This window comes from Novosphingobium pokkalii, from assembly GCF_014652855.1.
GTDB lineage: Bacteria > Pseudomonadota > Alphaproteobacteria > Sphingomonadales > Sphingomonadaceae > Novosphingobium > Novosphingobium pokkalii.
The window spans coordinates 60,637-79,516 of the sequence record NZ_BMZP01000002.1; the positions used below are offsets into that span (position 1 = coordinate 60,637).

Annotated in this window: 17 protein-coding genes and 2 tRNA genes; 3 read left to right on the forward strand and 16 right to left on the reverse strand. The window is 67.4% G+C overall.

Annotation, left to right across the window (positions count from 1 at the left end; all coding sequences use genetic code 11):
* Positions 1-65: 65 nt before the first annotated feature.
* From IE191_RS02225 to IE191_RS02265, 9 genes are all read right to left on the reverse strand, one after another.
* Positions 66-2,285: a putative bifunctional diguanylate cyclase/phosphodiesterase gene (locus tag IE191_RS02225; RefSeq protein WP_191322736.1), complete on the reverse strand. Its 2,220-nt coding sequence runs from the start codon at positions 2,283-2,285 to the stop codon at positions 66-68.
* Between the two features lie 230 nt (positions 2,286-2,515).
* Positions 2,516-3,928, reverse strand: a complete 1,413-nt coding sequence (locus tag IE191_RS02230; protein ID WP_191322737.1) for an ammonium transporter — start codon at positions 3,926-3,928, stop codon at positions 2,516-2,518.
* Positions 3,929-3,951: 23 nt separating this feature from the next.
* Positions 3,952-4,290: a P-II family nitrogen regulator gene (locus IE191_RS02235; RefSeq protein WP_022674711.1), complete on the reverse strand. Its 339-nt coding sequence runs from the start codon at positions 4,288-4,290 to the stop codon at positions 3,952-3,954.
* A 215-nt stretch (positions 4,291-4,505) separates the two neighbouring features.
* Positions 4,506-5,225 carry an endonuclease/exonuclease/phosphatase family protein gene (locus IE191_RS02240; protein WP_191322738.1) on the reverse strand — a complete coding sequence of 240 codons (720 nt, stop codon included), beginning with the start codon at positions 5,223-5,225 and terminating at the stop codon, positions 4,506-4,508.
* 32 nt (positions 5,226-5,257) lie between these two features.
* Positions 5,258-6,127 carry an alpha/beta fold hydrolase gene (locus IE191_RS02245; protein ID WP_191322739.1) on the reverse strand — a complete coding sequence of 290 codons (870 nt, stop codon included), beginning with the start codon at positions 6,125-6,127 and terminating at the stop codon, positions 5,258-5,260.
* Positions 6,128-6,197: 70 nt separating this feature from the next.
* Complete coding sequence (locus tag IE191_RS02250) at positions 6,198-7,721, reverse strand: peptide chain release factor 3 (RefSeq protein ID WP_191322740.1); 1,524 nt, start codon at positions 7,719-7,721, stop codon at positions 6,198-6,200.
* Positions 7,722-7,732: 11 nt separating this feature from the next.
* On the reverse strand, positions 7,733-8,620 hold the full coding sequence (locus IE191_RS02255) for an aldose 1-epimerase family protein (protein ID WP_191322741.1): 888 nt from the start codon (positions 8,618-8,620) through the stop codon (positions 7,733-7,735).
* A gap of 75 nt (positions 8,621-8,695) precedes the next feature.
* Positions 8,696-9,322 (reverse strand): LON peptidase substrate-binding domain-containing protein, encoded by a 627-nt coding sequence (locus tag IE191_RS02260; protein WP_191322973.1) that lies wholly within the window; start codon positions 9,320-9,322, stop codon positions 8,696-8,698.
* Positions 9,323-9,327: 5 nt separating this feature from the next.
* Complete coding sequence (locus tag IE191_RS02265) at positions 9,328-10,236, reverse strand: tetratricopeptide repeat protein (protein ID WP_229815084.1); 909 nt, start codon at positions 10,234-10,236, stop codon at positions 9,328-9,330.
* A 280-nt stretch (positions 10,237-10,516) separates the two neighbouring features.
* Between IE191_RS02265 and IE191_RS02270 the strand changes: the two genes are divergently transcribed.
* Together IE191_RS02270 and IE191_RS02275 are read left to right on the forward strand one after the other, a co-directional pair.
* Positions 10,517-10,591, forward strand: a tRNA-Gly gene (locus IE191_RS02270).
* 47 nt (positions 10,592-10,638) lie between these two features.
* Positions 10,639-10,713 (forward strand) — tRNA-Gly (locus tag IE191_RS02275).
* 274 nt (positions 10,714-10,987) lie between these two features.
* On the opposite strand, the gene IE191_RS02280 is transcribed toward IE191_RS02275, so the two are convergent.
* Entirely contained in the window at positions 10,988-12,004 is a 1,017-nt protein-coding gene (locus IE191_RS02280) for an adenosine kinase (protein WP_191322743.1), read from the reverse strand.
* A 383-nt stretch (positions 12,005-12,387) separates the two neighbouring features.
* Between IE191_RS02280 and IE191_RS21330 the strand changes: the two genes are divergently transcribed.
* A complete protein-coding gene (locus IE191_RS21330) occupies positions 12,388-12,645 on the forward strand; it encodes a hypothetical protein (protein WP_373299216.1) in 258 nt (85 codons plus the stop codon).
* A gap of 7 nt (positions 12,646-12,652) precedes the next feature.
* Here IE191_RS21330 and IE191_RS02290 read toward each other — a convergent pair whose 3' ends face one another.
* The 6 genes from IE191_RS02290 to pheS form a co-directional block, all read right to left on the reverse strand.
* Positions 12,653-13,198: a DoxX family protein gene (locus IE191_RS02290; protein ID WP_191322744.1), complete on the reverse strand. Its 546-nt coding sequence runs from the start codon at positions 13,196-13,198 to the stop codon at positions 12,653-12,655.
* Between the two features lie 99 nt (positions 13,199-13,297).
* The gene (dcd, locus tag IE191_RS02295) at positions 13,298-13,852 is read right to left on the reverse strand and encodes a dCTP deaminase (RefSeq protein WP_191322745.1); all 555 of its coding nucleotides are present in this window, start codon (positions 13,850-13,852) and stop codon (positions 13,298-13,300) included.
* Positions 13,853-13,887: 35 nt separating this feature from the next.
* Positions 13,888-14,334 carry a cytidine deaminase gene (locus IE191_RS02300; RefSeq protein WP_229815051.1) on the reverse strand — a complete coding sequence of 149 codons (447 nt, stop codon included), beginning with the start codon at positions 14,332-14,334 and terminating at the stop codon, positions 13,888-13,890.
* Between the two features lie 11 nt (positions 14,335-14,345).
* The gene (locus tag IE191_RS02305) at positions 14,346-15,041 is read right to left on the reverse strand and encodes a glycoside hydrolase family 25 protein (protein ID WP_191322746.1); all 696 of its coding nucleotides are present in this window, start codon (positions 15,039-15,041) and stop codon (positions 14,346-14,348) included.
* 178 nt (positions 15,042-15,219) lie between these two features.
* A complete protein-coding gene (pheT, locus tag IE191_RS02310; protein ID WP_191322747.1) occupies positions 15,220-17,610 on the reverse strand; it encodes a phenylalanine--tRNA ligase subunit beta in 2,391 nt (796 codons plus the stop codon).
* Positions 17,607-18,707 (reverse strand): phenylalanine--tRNA ligase subunit alpha, encoded by a 1,101-nt coding sequence (gene pheS / locus IE191_RS02315; protein WP_191322748.1) that lies wholly within the window; start codon positions 18,705-18,707, stop codon positions 17,607-17,609. The genes pheT and pheS overlap by 4 nt, the downstream gene beginning before the upstream one ends.
* Positions 18,708-18,880: the final 173 nt, after the last annotated feature.

Sequence of the window (18,880 nt, forward strand, 5' to 3'; positions counted from 1 at the left end):
CCAAAAAAGAGGCCGGGGCAAGTCCCCGGCCTTTTTTGTTGCCCGATGGTCGCAAAAGCGCCGGATCAGGCCGCTTCGGTCCAGCCCAGCGCGGCGCCGTTCCAGTCGGTGGCCATGGCAAAGGCCGGCATCGTCACTTTGGCGTTGGGACCACGGTTGATCTGCATCGGCCCATTCGGCCCGGCGCCCAGCGTCAGCCCGGCGGCGGAAAGCTGGTAGGGTGAGACGCGGTAGCGCGTGCACAGGCCGCCATTGCCGTCGCTGACCAGCTCCTGTTCAAACTCCAGCCCCTGCTGGTGCCCCTGGCTGCGGCGCACGCGCGCCACCACGAGCTGCCCGTCGCCCAGGTCGAGCACGAACGGCGTATCCAGCGGCACTTCGATCAGCCCCTCGATCAAGGCCCCCGATTTCGACAAGTTGCGCAGCACCACGGGGTAATAGTGATCCTCGTGCACCACGCCCACGCGCCGGAACATCGCCTGGCGCTGGTGGCGCTGGCGGGCGGGGCCGGAAGGCTCGATGATCCAGTCCCCACCGCCAAGCGCGGCCACGAAGGCCTCGTTGGCCAATGGCTCGCTATAGATGAAGCCCTGGACGTGGCTGACGCACAGCGCTTTCATCAGGTCGAACTGGTCGAAGCTTTCCACGCCCTCGGCGGTGGTTTCCATGTCCAACGCCTGGGCCAGGGCGACAATCGCGGTGATGATCGCGCGGTTGCGGCTGGCGGGCTGGGTGGCACCCTGCACGAAGGACTGGTCGATCTTGATCTTGTCGAACGGCGCGCTCTTGAGATAGCCGAGCGAGGAATAACCGGTGCCGAAGTCATCGAGCGCCAGGCGCACGCCCAGGTTCTTGAGCGCCTTGAACCGCGCATCGGTCAGCCCGCCCTCCTCAAGGAACACCCCTTCGGTGATTTCCAGCTCCAGCCGCGCGGGATCGAGCCCGGACTGCGCCAGGGCAGACGCGACGAGCATGGGAAAGGCCTGGTCGGCAAACTGCACCGGCGAGACATTGACCGCCACGCGCAGCGGCACGCCCCAGCCGGCCGCGTCGGAACAGGCCTTGCGCAACACCCATTCGCCAATGCTGCGGATCAGGTTCGATTCCTCGGCAATCGGAATGAACCGCGCCGGGGAAATCGCCCCATGCTCGGGATGATTCCAGCGTAGCAGCGCCTCCACCCCGATCACCTGGTTGGTCTGCGCCTTGACGATCGGCTGGTAATGCACGGCGAACTGCCCCTGGGCCAGGGCATCGTGGAGGTCTTCCTCCAGCGCCTTGCGCTCTTCGGCGGCCTTGAGCAGATCGCTGGAAAAGAAGCGGAAGCGCCCGCGCCCGCTGCCCTTGGCGGCATAGAGCGCCAGATCGGCACTGCGCACCAGATCGTCGGCCGCCCCGCCGTCGAACGGGGCAATCGCCACGCCGATCGAGGCGCCGATCAGGCAGCGGCTGCCATCGATGAAATAGGGCTGCGAGAGATCCTCGATCAGCGCCTCGGCCAATTCGCCCAGGCGGCCGCGATCCTCCACTTCGGGCAGGATGATCTGGAACTCGTCGCCGCCCAGGCGACACACCCGGCTGGCATCGCCGACCAGGCGCACCAGGCGGTCTGCCACCTGCTTGAGCAGGGCATCACCCGCCGCGTGGCCCAGCGTGTCGTTGACCTGCTTGAAGCGGTCGAGATCGATCAACATCGTGGCGCAGGCCCGCCTGGCGGGGGCCAGCGCGGCCAGCGTACGCGCCAGGGTCTGGTGCATGTGGCGCCGGTTCGCGAGGCCGGTCAGCGGATCGTGCAGCGCCAAGCGCGAGGTTTCCTCGGCATCGCGGCGCTGGTCGCTGATATCGGCGCAATGGCCGTGGAACCCCGCGAACTGGCCGCGATGATGCACCGCCTCGCCCGACAGCGACCACCAGCGTGGCCGCGCCGCGGCGCCGCTGCGCACGATCAGCCGCTCGAACCGGGTGCGCCGGGCCAGCACGAAGCGCAGCGACCGTTCGCTGCCGGCCTCGCTGGCGCCATCCTCGTTGTGGAACAGATCGAGCAGCGTGCGCCCGACCGGATCGCCATCGGTGGCCAGCAGCGCGCGCGCAGCGGGGGAAAGGTAGGTCAGCCGGCCTTCGGCATCGCTCGACCAGAACGCGCCCAGGCCCAGCGACTCATAGGCATGGCACAGCGCGGCGGCATGATCGGGCACGAGGCCGGACAGGCCCTCACTGGCCAGGCCCCTGGTTTCATTGCTGCCACTGTTGCCTGGCCTGCCCCAGGCCATGCGCCGGATCACCATTCGAATCTCCGCCCTGGGGGAGGTTTTACCTATGGTGTTCTACGGTGGGACAATTTCGCGAACGTTAACTTTGCAAAGCCGCCGCCCCCGCATCAGGCAGCCCGAACCAAAAAGAAGGCCGGAAGCGCGTGGCTTCCGGCCCAGGTCGTTCGCAGGAGGAACATGGTTTGGCGGAGGAGGGGGAGAGAGGGAGAGGATCAGGCCCCCCACCCCGCCAAGCTGGTGAAAACTTACATGTTGTAGGCGCGTTCGCCGTGTTCGGTGATGTCGAGGCCTTCGCGCTCGGCTTCTTCGGTCGGACGCAGGCCGATGGTCTTGTCGAGAGCGATGAACAGGATCGCCGAGACACCACCCGAGAGCACCAGGGTGAGGACCACGGCCTTCACCTGGGTGATGATCTGGGCGACCATGTCATAGGTGCCGGCCTTCGCGGGGAACACGGTGTAGTCGATCCAGCCCTGGCCACCCAGCGAGGGGTCGGCGACGATGGCAGTGCCGATGGCGCCGACGATCCCGCCGATGCAGTGCACGCCGAACACGTCGAGCGTGTCGTCATACTTGAGGGCATTCTTGACGGTGGTGACGAAGAAGAAGCAGATCGGCGAGACGACCAGGCCGAGGATGATCGCGCCCATCGGGCCGGCATAGCCAGCGGCCGGGGTGATCGCGACGAGGCCGGCGACGGCACCCGAGGCAGCGCCCAGCATCGAGGGCTTGCCGTGCTTGATCTGCTCCACGACCGACCACGACACGGCGGCAGCAGCAGTGGCGACGAACGTGTTGATGAAGGCGAGAGCGGTCGCGGCGTTCGATTCCAGGCCCGAGCCGGCGTTGAAGCCGAACCAGCCCACCCACAGCAGCGAGGCGCCGATCATGGTCATGGTCAGCGAGTGCGGCGGGGTGGCTTCCTTGCCAAAGCCCAGGCGCTTGCCGATCACGAGGCAGCCGACGAGGCCGGCGATACCCGCGTTGATGTGCACCACGGTGCCGCCAGCAAAGTCCAGGCCGCCCCAGCCATAGATCAGGCCGGCGTCGGAGGTGTTGTCCGACAGGAAGTCGGGACCGGCGAAGTACCACACCATGTGGGCCATCGGGAAATAGACGAGCGTGAGCCACAGCACGGTGAAGATCATCAGCGGGGTGAACTTCACGCGCTCGGCAAAGGCGCCCACGATCAGCGCCGGCGTGATGCAGGCGAAGGTCATCTGGAAGATGACGTAGACATATTCGGGCAGGTAGACGTTGTTCGAGAACGTCGCCGCGTAAGTCGAGGTGGAAACGCCCGCAAGGAACATCTTGGAAAGGCCACCGACATAGGGCGAGCCGCCGGTGAAGGCCATCGAATAGCCCCACGAGACCCAGCACAGCGCCGCGACCGAGACGATCATCAGCACCTGCATCAGCACCGAGAGCATGTTCTTGGTGCGCACCAGGCCGCCGTAGAACAGCGCCAGGGCCGGGATGCTCATCATCAGCACCAGAGCGGCCGAGACCAGCATCCAGGCGACGTCACCCTTGTTGACCATGGTGGCCATCTGTTCGGCCGTGGGGGCCTTGATCGGCCCGGCTTGCGCAAAGGCGGCAGAGGCCATGCCGAGCGAAAGCCCGGCTGCCGTCATGCCACTGATCATCTTGCGGATCATATGGTTTCCCCTCTTCTCGGAAGTCACAGCGCCATGTCGCCGCTTTCGCCGGTGCGAATGCGCACCGCCGAAGCGAGATCGAGCACGAAGATCTTGCCGTCGCCGATCGCCTCGGTGCTGGCGGTTTGCTGGATGGTCTCGACAATCTGGGCTGCCAGGTCATCGCTGGCGGCGATTTCGAGCTTCACCTTGGGCAGCATGTTCGTGGAGTATTCGGCGCCGCGGTAGATCTCGGTCTGGCCTTTCTGACGGCCAAAACCCTTCACTTCCGACACCGTCATCCCAGCAACGCCCAGGCCCGACAGCGCTTCACGCACTTCGTCGAGCTTGAACGGCTTGATGATGGCGATGATGAATTTCATTCATGCCCCCTTTCACGGCCTCAACCAGCCGGCTTCGCACCGGCACGAATTGTTAAAGCAAAGGGCGTGCCAAATCCGTTTTCTTACGGAATCAGCGATTCGTGGAAACCATATCCATTGTCGAGCGTTTGGCACGCGCTCGATTCTTGTGCAGCGCGGGAATGGTGCTCAATTTTTAGGCAAGAATCCGAGGCAGGGACGCCAGACCGTTGGTCTCAACCCGCCGCCAGCCGCAACCGCGCCCAAACCGGCAGGTGATCCGACGCCTGCTGCGCCAGGGCGCTGTGGTGAACGCCGGTCGCTTCCACCGCCCAGTGCGCGCTCACCACGATGCGGTCGAGCTGACCGAGCGGGCGGCGGGCGGGAAAGCTGCGCCCCGGCGCGAGCACGCTCAGGTCGGCCGGGAAAGCCTGGAAGGCACCGCCGCGCGGCGCCCATTCGTTGAAATCGCCCATCAGCACGCGCGGCCCCTGCCCGGCAGCGGCGCAGGCCACGCGCACCTGCTGGCGGCGGCGGAGGCCGGAAAGATCGAGATGCATGCCGATCACCCGCAGGCTGTGCCCGCCCCAGGCGATATCGGCCGCCACGGCCCCGCGCGGCTCCAGCGTGGGCAGCGCCACGGCGTGGCAGGCGGTCACTTCCAGGTCGCGGCGCACCAGCAGGACATTGCCATGCCAGCCCAGGCTGCCGGGCCGCCGGGCGCGGTCGATCACCCCCGGCGCCACCGCGCGCCACGGGCTGCCATGGGCCAGCAGGGCAGGCGGGATCACGGCGTCGCGCGTGCCGAAGCGGCGGTCTGCTTCCTGCAAGGCGATCACGTCGGCGCCCACTTCATGCAGCACCATCAGGATGCGCTCGGGATCGCAGCGACGGTCGGCGCCGACCCCCTTGTGGATGTTGTAGCTGGCAAAGACCAGCGACTCCGCCCCCGGCATGCCCGGCGCCCGCGCGTTCAGAGCCCGCGCGTTCAGAGGAAATCCCGCAAGGTGGCGACGAAGCGTTCGAACTGGTCGTGGTGCAGCCAATGGCCGGCGTTTTCGAACTCCATCGCCTCGGCACTGCGGAAATGCTGGATGCGCCCGTCGCGCACCGGGTTGCCGGCCCACGAATCCGCGCCGTTGAGCAGCAGCGTTGGGCTGGTGATCGCCTCCCACAGCTCGTGCTTGCGATCCTGCCCGATGTCATAGGGATGTTCGATGTGCACGTAGGGATCGAACTTCCAGGTGAACGTGCCGTCTTCGTTGCGGTTGATGCCGTGGATCGTCAGATGGCGGGCCTGGGCATCGTTGATATAGGGGTTCTGCGCCTTCATGCGGGCGATCGCCGCGTCGATCGTGGGGTAGCGGCGCGGCAGGCGGCCGGCCGCCTTGCGCTTTTCGGCGATATAGTCGCGGATGCGGCGGGCAAAGGGCACGGCGCGCATGCGCGCTTCCCAATCGGGCGTGGGGAAGATGCCCTCGATCGCCACCAGCTTGCGCACGTCTTCGGGAAACAGCCCGGCATAGCGCAGCGCCACGGCCGCGCCCATCGAATGGGCCACGATCGTCACCGGTGCCAGCGCAAGCTGGTGGATCAGTTGCGCCACGTCATAGACCATGTCCATGATGCGATAGTTGCCGTCCGATGCCCACTCGCTGTCACCATGGCCGCGATGATCGAGCGCGATCACGTGCCAATCCTCGCGCAGCGCCTCGGCCGTCCAGTCCCAGCTCCGGCAATGGTCGCGCCCGCCGTGAATCAGCAGCAACGGCGGCTTTTCCGCATTGCCCCAATCCACGTAATGGAGGCGCAGGCGTTGCGAGATGAAGGTGTTCGAGGTCGGTCCGAGCAGATTCATGGCTCCACCCTGCCCATGCTGCACTGCGCTGGCAAGAGCGTGGCACACCATGTCATGGGGTAGCCCGAAATTACCTTTCCTTGGTGGCGCTGAACGTGAGCTCGGGATTGCGTTCCTGCTGATAGCTCACGTCCCAGGCCGAGCGGGCCATGAACACCGGATCGCCGTCGCGATCCTTGGCGAGGTTCGACAGGTTGAAATCGGCAAAGCTGCGCAGCGCCTCACTGGTGCCCTTGAGCCAGCGCGCGGTGTCGAACGGCGAAGGTTCGAGCACGGCCTCCACCTTGTATTCCGCTTCCAGCCGGCTGATCAGCACGTCGAGCTGGAGCTGGCCGACCACCCCCACGATCCATTGCGAACCGATTTCCGGGTAGAACACCTGGATCACGCCTTCCTCGGAAAGGTCGTCCAGCGCCTTGCGCAACTGCTTGGTCTTGGTCGGATCTTTCAGCACCACGCGGCGCAGGATTTCCGGGGCGAAGTTGGGCAGGCCGGTAAAGCGCACGTCGTTGCGCTCCGACAGCGTATCGCCCACGCGCAGGGTGCCGTGGTTGGGAATGCCGATGATGTCGCCCGCCTCGGCGCTATCGGCAATCTCGCGGTCCTGGGCAAAGAACAGGATCGGCGAATGCACCGCGATCGGCTTGCCCAGGCCCGAAGGCGTCAGCTTCATGCCGCGCTTGAACGTGCCCGAGACCATGCGCATGAACGCGATGCGGTCGCGGTGCTGCGGGTCCATGTTGGCCTGCACCTTGAACACGAAGCCGGTCACGTCGGCGCGGCTCGGGTCGATCGTGCCCTGGTCGCTGGCCTGCGGGCGCGGCGGCGGGGCATAGCGATCGATCGCGGCGATCAGTTCGGCCACGCCAAAGTTCTTGAGCGCCGATCCGAAATAGACCGGCGTCAGGTCGCCATGGCGATAGGCAGCCAGATCGAACTGCGGATAGCCTTCGCGGCCCAGTTCGATTTCCTCGAGGAATTCGTCGGGAATGGCGCCGGCGGCCGGGTCGCGCTTGCCCAGGAACTCGCGGCTGTCGCCTTCGGGCCGGGCAATCGTCTCGCTGGCGAAGTCATAGACGCCTTCGAAAATGCCGCCCATGCCCACCGGCCAGCTCATCGGCGCAACATCGAGCGCGAGGGCATCGGCCACTTCGTCCAGCGTCTCGAACACCGGGCGGCCTTCGCGGTCCACCTTGTTGACGAAGGTGATGATCGGCACCGAGCGCATGCGGCAAACCTCGAACAGCTTGCGCGTCTGCGGCTCGATGCCCTTGGCCGCGTCGATCACCATGATCGCCGAATCGACCGCGGTCAGCGTGCGATAGGTGTCTTCGGAAAAGTCCTCGTGGCCCGGCGTGTCGAGCAGGTTGAAGACCGTGCCGTCCTTCTGGAACGTCATCACCGACGAAGTGACCGAGATGCCGCGCTGCTGCTCGATCTTCATCCAGTCCGACCGCGCGCGCCGGGCCGCGCCGCGCGCTTTCACTTCGCCGGCGAGATGGATCGCCCCGCCTTGCAGCAGGAGCTTTTCGGTCAGCGTGGTCTTGCCCGCGTCGGGGTGGGAAATGATGGCAAAGGTGCGGCGATTGGACATGGCCGCCGCCTCTAGCCGCCGCGAACGGTCACGTCCATGCGGAAGCTGCGGCTCTGCCCCGGTGCCAGCAGCACGATGCCCGGCTTCTCGGCAATGTCGCCGGCAAACCCTTGCGGATCGGCATGGCCCGCCCACGGCTCGATGCAGATATAGTTGGCGCCCGGCACTTGCCACAGGCCCAGCATCGCGGTGTCGGGGAACGCCACGTCCAGCGCCGGGCCGCCTTCCACGCCATAAGTCAGTGCGCGGCTGGCCAGATCGGTCCAGATCACCGCATCATTGGTGAAAAGCTGTTCGCGCAGCGGCAGGATGCGCCCGCGCACCGGCGTGGCATAGCGGCGTTCGAGCACGAGCCCGGTCTGCTTGTCGACCCGCGCGATGGCGCCCGGCTCGTCCTTGGTGAAGACCAACCGATGCGCGTGCTTGTCCGTGCTGCCCGGCAAGGGCCAGGCAAAGGCGGGATGATAGCCGAAACTGAACGGCAGCGTTTCATTGCCCGGGTTGGTCACCGTCGCGGTCATCGCCAAGGTCGCGCCTTCCACGGCAAAGGCCATGTCGAGCACGAAGGCAAAGGGATAGACCGCGCGGGTCTGCTCCGAATCGCACAGCCGGAAATGCGCCGTGGCGCCATCGTGGGCCACCAGCGCGAAATCCAGGCGACGGGCAAAGCCATGGCGCGGCAGGGCATAGGCCTGGCCATCATGGCGCAGCGTATCACCCGCCAGCGAGCCCACCACGGGAAACAGCAGCGGGGCGTGGCCGCTCCAGAACGCCGGATCGGCATCGGTCATCCATTGCTGCCCGGCCCGATCGGTCAGCGACCACAGCTCCGCGCCGTGCGGATTGATCGCCGCGGTCAAGGTTTCGGAGGCGATGGTGACAAGATCAGGCTGGGTCATGCCCGCAGGGTATGGCCAGAGCGCGCACTCTTCGCAAGTGCGGCATGATGTGGCGTGGCGCTCTCGTCCATCGGCCTATTGCAGAGTGACCGCGCCATCGTCGGAATCGCGGCGGCCGAAGAACTGCATCAACTGGATCAGCAATTCACAGCGCGCGGCGAGGTTGGGCGCTTCCAGCAAGGCCTGCTTGGCCGCCACGTCGAACGGGGCGATCTGCGAAACGCCGTTGATCAGCGACTGGTCGTCCAGCCGCGCTACCGAGTCCCAATCCACGGCATAGCCCTGGGCATCGGCAAAGCTGCGGGCCTCGCGCTCGAAGCCGGCGCGCTCCACGGCGCTCAGGGCTTCGTCCAGATCGTCGTGCAGCAGTTCGGCCTCGACCTGGCGGAACGGGGTCTTGGCGTCCAGCTCGCGCAGCACGCGAAAGCGGGCGATGCCCGAGAGCACGATGTTGTAGCGCCCGTCTTCCAGCGCCTCGACATCCTCGATCTTGCCCACGCAGCCCACCTGGAACAGCGGCGCGCCTTCGCTGGGCGCCTGGGGCTGGATCATCGCGATGCGCCGGTCACGCGCCAGCGCGTCTGACACCATGGCCCGATAGCGCGGCTCGAAGATATGCAGCGGCAGTTGCAGGCCGGGAAAGAGCAGCGCGCCCGAAAGCGGAAAGAGCGAAAGCCTGACCGTGCCGATCGCGCCACCCATCGCGATCAACCGAACAGCACGGTGGAAAGCTTGCGGCGGGTGCGCGCCACCCAAGGATCTTCCAGGCCGATCGCCTCGAAGATCTGGAGCAGGCGGGCGCGGGCCGCGCCTTCGTTCCATGCGCGGTCTGTGGCCACCATGGCCAGCAGCGTGTCGGCGGCGCCATCGCGGTCCCCCGCGGCGAACAGGCCATTGGCCAGGGCCAGGCGGGCGTCCATGTCGTCCGGCGCGGCGGCGACGGCGGCACGCAGCTCGGCCAGTTCGCCTTCCTCGGGCGCATCCTCGGCCAGGGCCAGCGCGGCGCGGGCCTGGTCCAGCGCATGATCGGCGGCCAGCTTGGGATCGAGCGCGTCGAGCACGGCGGCAGCTTCCTCGCGGCGCCCGGCAAGCAGCAGCGCGCGGACGAGGCCGGCATGGGCGGCGGCATTGTCGGGCGCGATTTCCACGATCTGGGCAAACACGCTGGCCGCGCGCTCGCCATCGCCTTCGGCCAGGATTTCCTCGCCCATGGCCAGCAGCGGCGCCACGTCCTGCGGCGCTTCCTCGCCCAGGGCGCCGGGCTGCACCGGCAATTGGGCCAGAATCTGGTCGAGATACTGCTTCAACTGCGATTCGCTGCGTGCCGGGGTGAGGTCTGCCACCGGCTGGCCCTGGAACATCGCATAGACCGTGGGGATCGAACGCACCTGGAACTGGGCGGCGATGAACTGTTCCTCGTCCACGTTCACCTTGGCCAGGATCACGCCCTTGTCGGCATACTCGGCGGCGACCTTTTCCAGCACCGGGGTCAGCGCCTTGCACGGGCCGCACCATTCCGCCCAGAAATCGAGGATGACGAGCTTGGTCATCGAAGGTTCGACGACAGTCTTGCGGAAGCGGTCCACCGCCTTCTGTTCGTCGAGATTGAGGCCCAGGCTTGCCACTATGCGTCTCCACTTCCGTATCGGTCCCGGCGCCGCGCGGGCGCCTCTTGCCGCCACCATGTGGGAAAGCCTGGCGGTTCGGCAAGGGGCAGCAAGGCCATGGTGGCAAATCCGCGCCCGGTTTCCCCGCCATCCACAGCGGCATCCACAGGCCGGGGCGGGAATGTCGGGAAAAATGCAACTTTGCTGTTGCGCCGTTCCCCAACCCCCGTTATTGGCCCGCCTCACCCCAGCGGGATGGCCCTTGTGGCTTCCCACTGAAAACGCCAGAGCGGGCGTAGCTCAGGGGTAGAGCACAACCTTGCCAAGGTTGGGGTCGAGGGTTCGAATCCCTTCGCCCGCTCCAGTTTTCAGACCCTTGCACGGCCGGCATCCGGCCCGCGCAAACGCCGAGCGGGCGTAGCTCAGGGGTAGAGCACAACCTTGCCAAGGTTGGGGTCGAGGGTTCGAATCCCTTCGCCCGCTCCAGTTTGCCTCTCCCATTGCTTTATCAATCCACGGCGGCGCCAGGCCGAGGGGAACCCTCGAGTCTTGTGTTGGCCCTCCGCGCAGCAGCGCTGCGGGCGTGGTTCGAATCCCTTCGCCCGCTCCAGTTTGCCCAAGCGGGGCACTTTCAGACATCGACAGCGTCAGGTTGCACAGGGCCGTTGGTCTTGGTGGGGTTGTGCTGCGCGCCGCGCAGGCGCAAAAAAAGGGGCGCACACCCAGCGGTGGCGCCCCCTTTTCGTCGATCGCTTGCGCGTCAGGCGATACCGGTCAGCGCCTTGAGATCGGCTTCCGGGCGGGCGCCATAGTGGGCGATCACTTCTGCGGCGCAGACCGCGCCCAGGCGCAGGCTTTCGGCCAGCGGCAGGCCGCGCACGTGGCCATAGAGGAAGCCGGCGGCAAACAGGTCACCGGCGCCGGTGGTGTCCACCACCTTGGCGATGGGCTGGGCGCTGACATGGGCTTCCTCGCCCGCGTGGCAGGCGTGGGCACCGTGTTCGCCGCGCGTGACCACCAGCGTCGGCACCTTGCCGCGCAGTGCCGCCATGCCGTCGTGGAAATCGGCCTGGCCGGTCAGCGCGGCCAGTTCATGCTCGTTGGCAAAGAGGATGTCGATCAGCCCGTCGGCGATCAGTGCGCGGAAATCGTCGCCATGGCGCGCAATCACGAAAGCGTCGGACAGGGTGAAGGCCACTTGCGTGCCGGCGGCGCGGGCGGCGGTGATCGCCTTGCGCATGGCGGCGCGGGGCTCTTCGGGATCCCAGAGATAGCCTTCCAGGTAGAGCACGCGCGAAGCCGCGATCACGGTTTCGTCGAGCGCGGCAGCCGGCAGGAACTGCGAGGCGCCGAGGAACGTGTTCATCGTGCGCTGGCCATCGGGGGTCACGAAGATCAGGCACTGCGCCGTGGGCGGATCGCCGGCGCGGGCGGCGGTATCGAAGGCAATGCCACCGGCGCGGATATCGTGGGCAAAGACGCGGCCGAACTGGTCATCCGCCACCTGGCCGATGAAAGCGCAGGATGCGCCGAGCGCGGCCAGGCCCGCCAGCGTGTTGGCGGCAGACCCGCCGGAGATTTCGCGCGCCGGCCCCATCGCGGCATAGAGCGCGGCGGCGCGATCGGCGTCCACCAGCGTCATCCCGCCCTTGGCCAGGCCCAGGGCAGCGATGGCGTCATCGGCGGCAGGGGCCATGACGTCGACAATCGCGTTGCCGATGGCAATCACATCATAACGGCGCGCGGCAGGCGCAGGGGTGGCGGAGATTTCGGCCATGGTCTCTTTCGCAACGAATGGGGAAGGCAATGACCTTGCCGCCTACCCGCAGCGTCGGCCCGCCGCAAGGCCGCATACGCCCGCTTGCATCGCGGGCGCGGGCACGCCATCACCGCGCGATGCTGCGCCCCGCCTTGATGCCCGCCCGCCCGATGCCCGACCGATTGCCGTCTTGCGCCGTGTCGCTGCCTGGCGGCTGGCGCGGGCTAATGGCAGCGATGCTGGGCGCGGCCCTGCTGGCGGGATGCAATGGCGCAGTGCCGAGCGGCAAGGGGCCAGGGCGCTTGCCGGCGCCACGCCGACCTCCTGCGAGCCGACCGCCTGCCACACGGCCCCCGTCCCGCCTGCCCGCCCCGCAACCACGCCCGGCGCCGACCATCCAGGTGGCGCCAGGGCTCGAAGGCGTGATCGGTGCGGATGGCGATGCGCTGGTGCGCCAGTTCGGCGCGCCCCGGCTCGACATCAAGGAAGAGGATGCGCGCAAGCTGCAATGGAGCGGCACCGCGTGCATTCTCGATGTCTACCTCTACCCGCCGCAAGCCGGCGGGCGCCCCACCGCAACTTATGTCGATGCGCGGCGGGGCGACGGGCGCGAGGTGGACCGCGCCGCCTGCGTGGCGGCGCTGCGGCAGCGGCCCTGATCCGCCCTTATACCTGCCACCAGCGGCGGCGGGCGACGGCGACCGTGCCGGTCGGATTGCCGTCCACGTCGGTGACGGTTTCCACGCGCGTGGCGGGCGTTTCGGCCAGTGCCTCCGCCCGGCCTTCGGCGCGGGCGGCGCGCATTTCCGCGTCGCGCGCGGCGCTTTCGCGATCGCGGCGGGCGCGCAGACCGTCATAGCTCCACGCCACCTGGCGATGGGCGAACAGCGCCAGCAGGCCACCGGCAATGGCGAGGTTCTTGAGCGCTTCCACCACCTGGGTGTGATCGAGCAGGTTGTGGTGGAAGAACAGGATGGTCAGCAGCGTGAAGCCGGCCAGCAGCACCGCGAAGATGCGCGTGGCCACGCCGAACATCAGCGCCAGGCCGCCAATCAGTTCGAACAGGCCGGTCGGCAGCGCCAGATCGGGCGAGAGGCCGACGCCAGCCAGCGCCGCTTGCGCGCTGCTCACGTCGAACAGCTTGCCCAAGCCCGAGATGATGAAGAGAAGCGACAGCAGGATACGCCCTGCCAAGGCCGCGATGGTGTTCATGGGCATACCTTTCCATGCCATTGTCCAGCCCCCGTCCTCGCAAGAGGTCATGCGGCAACAATGGCGGCAGGCCCGGTTAGGTTCCTTGCGGCAGAGCCGTTACAGGCGCGGCAGGGTCACGCCGCGCTGGCCCATGTACTTGCCGGCGCGATCGGCATAGCTGGTCTCGCACGGTTCGTTGCCTTGCAGGAACAGGAACTGGCACGCGCCCTCGTTGGCATAGATGCGCGCGGGCAGCGGCGTGGTGTTGGAGAATTCCAGCGTCACGTGCCCTTCCCAGCCGGGTTCGAGCGGCGTGACGTTCACGATGATGCCGCAGCGGGCATAGGTGGACTTGCCGAGGCAGATCACCAGCACATCGCGCGGGACGCGGAAATATTCCACCGTGCGCGCCAGGGCGAACGAGTTGGGCGGGATCACGCAGACGTCGGTCTGGCGATCGACGAACGAGTTGCTGGCGAAATCCTTGGGATCGACCACGGCCGAATCGACATTGGTGAAGATCTTGAACTCGTCGGCCACGCGCGCGTCATAGCCATAGGACGAGAGGCCATAGCTGATGCAGCCTTCGCGGCGCTGGGTCTCCACGAAAGGCTCGATCATGCCTTCGGTGAGCGCCTTGTTGCGGATCCACTTGTCGGAGAGAATGGCCAAGGCCGGTCCTTTTGTTTGGCGGAAAGGCAGGCCGATCAGCCCAGGTGGGCCGGCCCGAACGCGCGCGGTAGCAGGAATGACAGGCGTTCTTCAATAACCACGCCATCGCCCCCGGCGCTCAGCACCAGCGGATCGGTGCCGCCCAGCGCGGCCTGCTCGTGCAGCACCTGGCGGCAGCGGCCGCACGGGGTGATCGGATCGCCGTCCACCCCTTCCGGGCCGCCGGCCACTGCCACGGCAATCAGCCCGCCGCGCTGCCCGGCATGGGCGGCATTGGCGCAAGCCACGGTTTCGGCACAGAGCGAAAGGCCATAGCTGGCGTTTTCCACGTTGCAGCCGGTGACCACGCTGCCATCGCCGAACAGCAGCGCCGCGCCGACGGTGAAGCGCGAATAAGGGGCATAGGCGGTGTCGCGCGCGGCGCGGGCCTTGGCGATCAGCGCGGTGCGGGTGGCTTCGTCGGGCGCAGAATCGGGCATCATCTTCTTGTCCATCAAGGTTGCACCACCACCCAGCGCAGCGGGCCGGGCGCGGCCTTGCCGTGGTAGCGGTCGGTGGCGGTCCACATCACGAAGGGGCGCCCGGCATAGCCAGGCTCGATATAGTCCTGCCGCACCCAGATGTTGCGGTCGATCACCGCCGCCAGGTGATAGCGGCTTTCGATCCCGCGCGAGAGCATCAGGATGGCAGGCTTCCCGGCGTGCATCTCTACCTGGTTGAGGAACGTGGTCAGCTCGCTTTGCAGCGCGGCTTCGGTCGGCGGCGTGGGGCAGGACCGCGAATCGATATCGAGCGCGACGGCGGGCGGCAGCAGGCTGTCCTCGCGCGGGACCATGGTGACGAAATTGGCCGCCTGGGCATCGCCTGGCGCGCACAGGTCATAGACATGGACCGCGCCGACCTGGAGCCCGGCAGTGCGCGCCTGGTCGAGGCTATCGGTAAAGGCATCGTCGCGGCGCTGCGGGCCTTCGCTGGCCGTCAGATAGACGAAATCGGCGCCATCGCCCTTGAGCAGGCGCCAGTCGACCGGGGCATCGTGCACGTCGGCCCAGGCCCCCTGGACCGGGAAGCGCTGGTGATCTGGCCGCCACACCCGCGATTGCCACCACAGCAGGCCCGCGCCCACCAGCGCCGCCAGCAGCAACGCCGCCAGAGCGCGCCGCAGCGCCGTATTCCTGCGTCTAGCCATGAAAGAGATTCGCCCCGCGCCTTGGATCAAGCGCGGCCCATAGGGCATGGGTGGGATGACGTCAAAATGCGCGCGGCATGACGTCAGCTTTTGCCGGGCACGGCCCGAACGGCGTGAGCGGACGATCCCCCCACGCGCCGTTCGGGCCGAGCCTGCCGAAGAAGCGCCTGCGCTGCGCTCAGCCGCGCAGGGTGCCGCCCTGCTTGGCCGCCGCCGCGACGATCTTGTCGGAGATCGCCTTGAGCGCGGCTTCGTCGAAGCTCTTGTCGCCCGGTTGCAGCGTCACTTCGATGGCGAGGCTCTTGTGCCCTTCCGGCACGCCCTGGCCACGGAAATCGTCGAACACGCGGGCGGCCACGATGCTGGCCTTGTCGGCGCCCTTGACCGCGCGCAGCAGGTCGCCGGCCGGCACCTTGGCATCGACCAGGAACGCGAAATCGCGCGTCACCGCCTGGAGCGCGGGCGGCGCGAAGTGCGGGCGGGCAAAGCCTGGCGCGGCCTTCCTGGCCGGGATACGGTCAAGGAACAGCTCGACCACCGCCACCGGGCCTTCGAGGCCAAAGGCCTTGGCCGTGGCAGGATGGACCATGCCGAAGCGCGCCAGCACCTGCTTGGGCCCGAGGCGCAGCATGGCCGACTGGCCGGGATGGAACTGGCTGCCCGCCTCGCCCATCACTTGCAGGTTGTCCACCGGCGCACCGGCCTCACCCAGCAGCGCGAGCGCCTCGGCCTTGGCATCGAAAGCGTCGAAGGCTTGCGCCTTGCCGCTGGCCCAGCCGCGCGGGGTGCGCTCGCCGGCCAGCACCACGGCAAGGCTCAAGCGTTCGTCGCTGCTGCCATCATCGGCGCGCAGATAGCGGCGGCCGATCTCGAACAGGCGCACGGCGGTTGCGCCGCGATCGAGGTTGCGGCGCACGGCCGCCAGCAGGCCGGGCAGGAGCGACGGGCGCATGGCCTTGAGGTCTTCCGAAATCGGATTGGCCAGGGTCCACACGAACTGCCCATCGGCAAAGTGTTCGGCCTGGGCGGTGGGCAGGAACGACCAGGTCACCGCCTCGTGCAGCCCGCGCGCAGCAGCCGCGCGGCGCAGGCGGCGTTCGAGCAGTTGCACCGGGGTAGCCGTGGGCCGCGCCACGCCATCGGCGCGGGGCAGCGGCGTGGAGGGCACGGCATCGAGGCCATGCACGCGGATCACTTCCTCCACCAGATCGGGCGCGCCGGCAATGTCCGGGCGCCAGGTCGGCACAGTGACGGTCCAGTCTTCATCCACGGCAAAGCCCAGCGCGGTGAGGATGCGCTTCTGCTCGCTCTGCGCCACGGCAATGCCGCCGAGCCGCCCGGCCAGCGCCGGGTCATAGGCGATCGCGCGCTGCGCCAGCGGCGGCGTGCCCACGCGCACCACTTCGCTCGCCGTGCCGCCGCAGATCTCCAGCACCAGCGCGGTCAGGAGATCCATGCCGGTGTCGAGGAACGCAGGGTCCACCCCGCGCTCGAACCGCCCGCGCGCGTCGCTGGCCAGCGCCAGGGCCTGGCCGGTGCGGGCGATATGCGCCGGATCGAAATAGGCGACTTCGAGCAGCACGTCGGTGGTCTGGTCGGTGCAGCCGGAATGCTCGCCGCCCATGATCCCGCCGATGTCGTGCACGCCGGCGTCGTCGGCAATCACGGTCATGAACGGCGCGAGCGCGTATTCCTTGCCGTTGAGCGCCAGGACGGTTTCGCCCTCGCGGGCCTTTCGCGCGGTGACCGCGCCGGTCAGGCGGGCGAGGTCATAGGCATGGGCCGGGCGGCCATAGCCGAGCATGACATAGTTGGTGATGTCCACCAGCGCCGAGATCGGGCGCTGGCCAGCGGCCTTGAGCCGGTCTTGCAGCCATTGCGGCGAGGGGCCGTTCTGCACGCCCTTGATCACGCGGCCGTAAAAGGCCGGGCAGCCTTCCGCGTCCTCGATGCGGATGTCCACCGGGCACCGGCCTTCGCCCGCCACCGGCGCCACGTCGAGCGCGCGCAGGGTGCCGATACCGGCCGCCGCGAGATCGCGGGCAATGCCATAAACGCCCATGCAATCGGGGCGGTTGGGGGTGATCGCCACGTCGAACACCGGGTCGGAGCCGATATAGTCGGCAAACGACTGGCCCAGCGCGGTGTCTTCGGGCAGTTCGATGATGCCATCGTGCTCTTCACCCAGGCCGAGTTCGCGGGTGGAGCACATCATGCCGTTGGATTCGACGCCACGGATCGCGCTCTTGCGCAGTTCCATGCCATTGGCCGGCACCACCGCGCCCGGCAGCCCGAGCACGCCGACCAGGCCTGCGCGCGCATTGGGCGCGCCGCAGACCACCTGGAGCGGCTGACCGTCACCCAGATCGACGCTGAGCACCTGGAGCTTGTCTGCCTGCGGATGCTTGTCCGCCGTGAGCACGCGCGCGACACGGAACTGCTTGAGCGCGGCCGAAGCATCGGTCACGCTTTCGATTTCCAGGCCCAGGCTGGTGAGCTTTTCGGCAATCTCGGTGGCGCTCGCTTGCGTATCGAGCAGGGCCTTGAGCCACGAAAGGGAAAACTTCACGGCTTCACTCCAACACCGCCGGAAAGGGTGGGCACGTCGAGCGCCCCGAAACCATAATGGCCCAGCCAGCGGGCATCGCCATCGAAGAACGCGCGCAAGTCATCCAGGCCATACTTGAGCATGGCCAGGCGATCGACGCCGGTGCCAAAGGCAAAGCCCTGCCATTCATCAGGATCGAGCCCACCGAATTCGATCACCTTGCGGTTGACCATGCCCGAGCCGAGCACTTCCATCCAGCCGCCGCCCGGCGCATCGCCGCTGCCGCCGACCACGCGCTTGCCGTTCACCAGGGTATAGCCCACGTCCACTTCCACCGAGGGTTCGGTGAACGGGAAATAGCTGGGGCGCAGGCGCAGGACGATATCGTCGCGCTCGAAGAACGCCTTGAGGAAGGTTTCCAGCGTCCACTTGAGGTGGCCCAGGTGAATGCCCTTGTCGATCACCAGGCCTTCGATCTGGTGGAACATCGGGGTGTGCGTGGCGTCGCTGTCAGAGCGGTAGACGCGGCCCGGGGCGATGATGCGCAAGGGCGCGCCCTGCTTCAACATCGCGCGGATCTGCACCGGCGAGGTATGCGTGCGCAGCAGCATGTCGCGCCCTTCCGCATCCTTGTCCGGGAAATAGAACGTGTCGTGCATGGCGCGCGCCGGATGCGTTTCGGGCATGTTGAGCGCGGTGAAATTGTGCCAGTCGTCTTCGATTTCCGGGCCACTGGCCACGGCAAAGCCCATGTCGGCAAAGATTTCGGCCAGCTCGTCCATCACCTGGCTGACCGGGTGGACCGATCCGCGCGGCGCTTCGGGCGCAGGCAGCGACAAGTCCACCGCTTCGGCCGCAAGGCGCGCTTCGAGGGCAGCGCTTTCCAGCGCGGCCTTGCGATCGGCCAGCGCCGTGGTCACCGCCTCGCGAAGGCTGTGGATCTGCGGGCCTTTGACCTGGCGCTCGTCCGGGCTCATCTGGCCCATGGTCTTGAGCAGGGCGGAAACCCAGCCCTGCTTGCCCAGCGCGGACACGCGGATCGCCTCCACGGCTTCGAGCGTGGTGGCCGCCGCAATGGCGCCGAGGGTTTCGGCCTGCTGTTGATCTAGCTGTTCCATCGCGCCTGCCGCTAGCGCTTTGCGGGGCGGAAGGGAAGATGGTGCAGCAACGCAACATGCCCTCCCCCAACCCCTCCCGCATACGGGAGGGGCTTTGTTTTGGCTCCCCCTCCCGTATGCGGGAGGGGGTCGGGGGGAGGGCATGTCAAAGACAACCCCCAACAGAAAAGGCG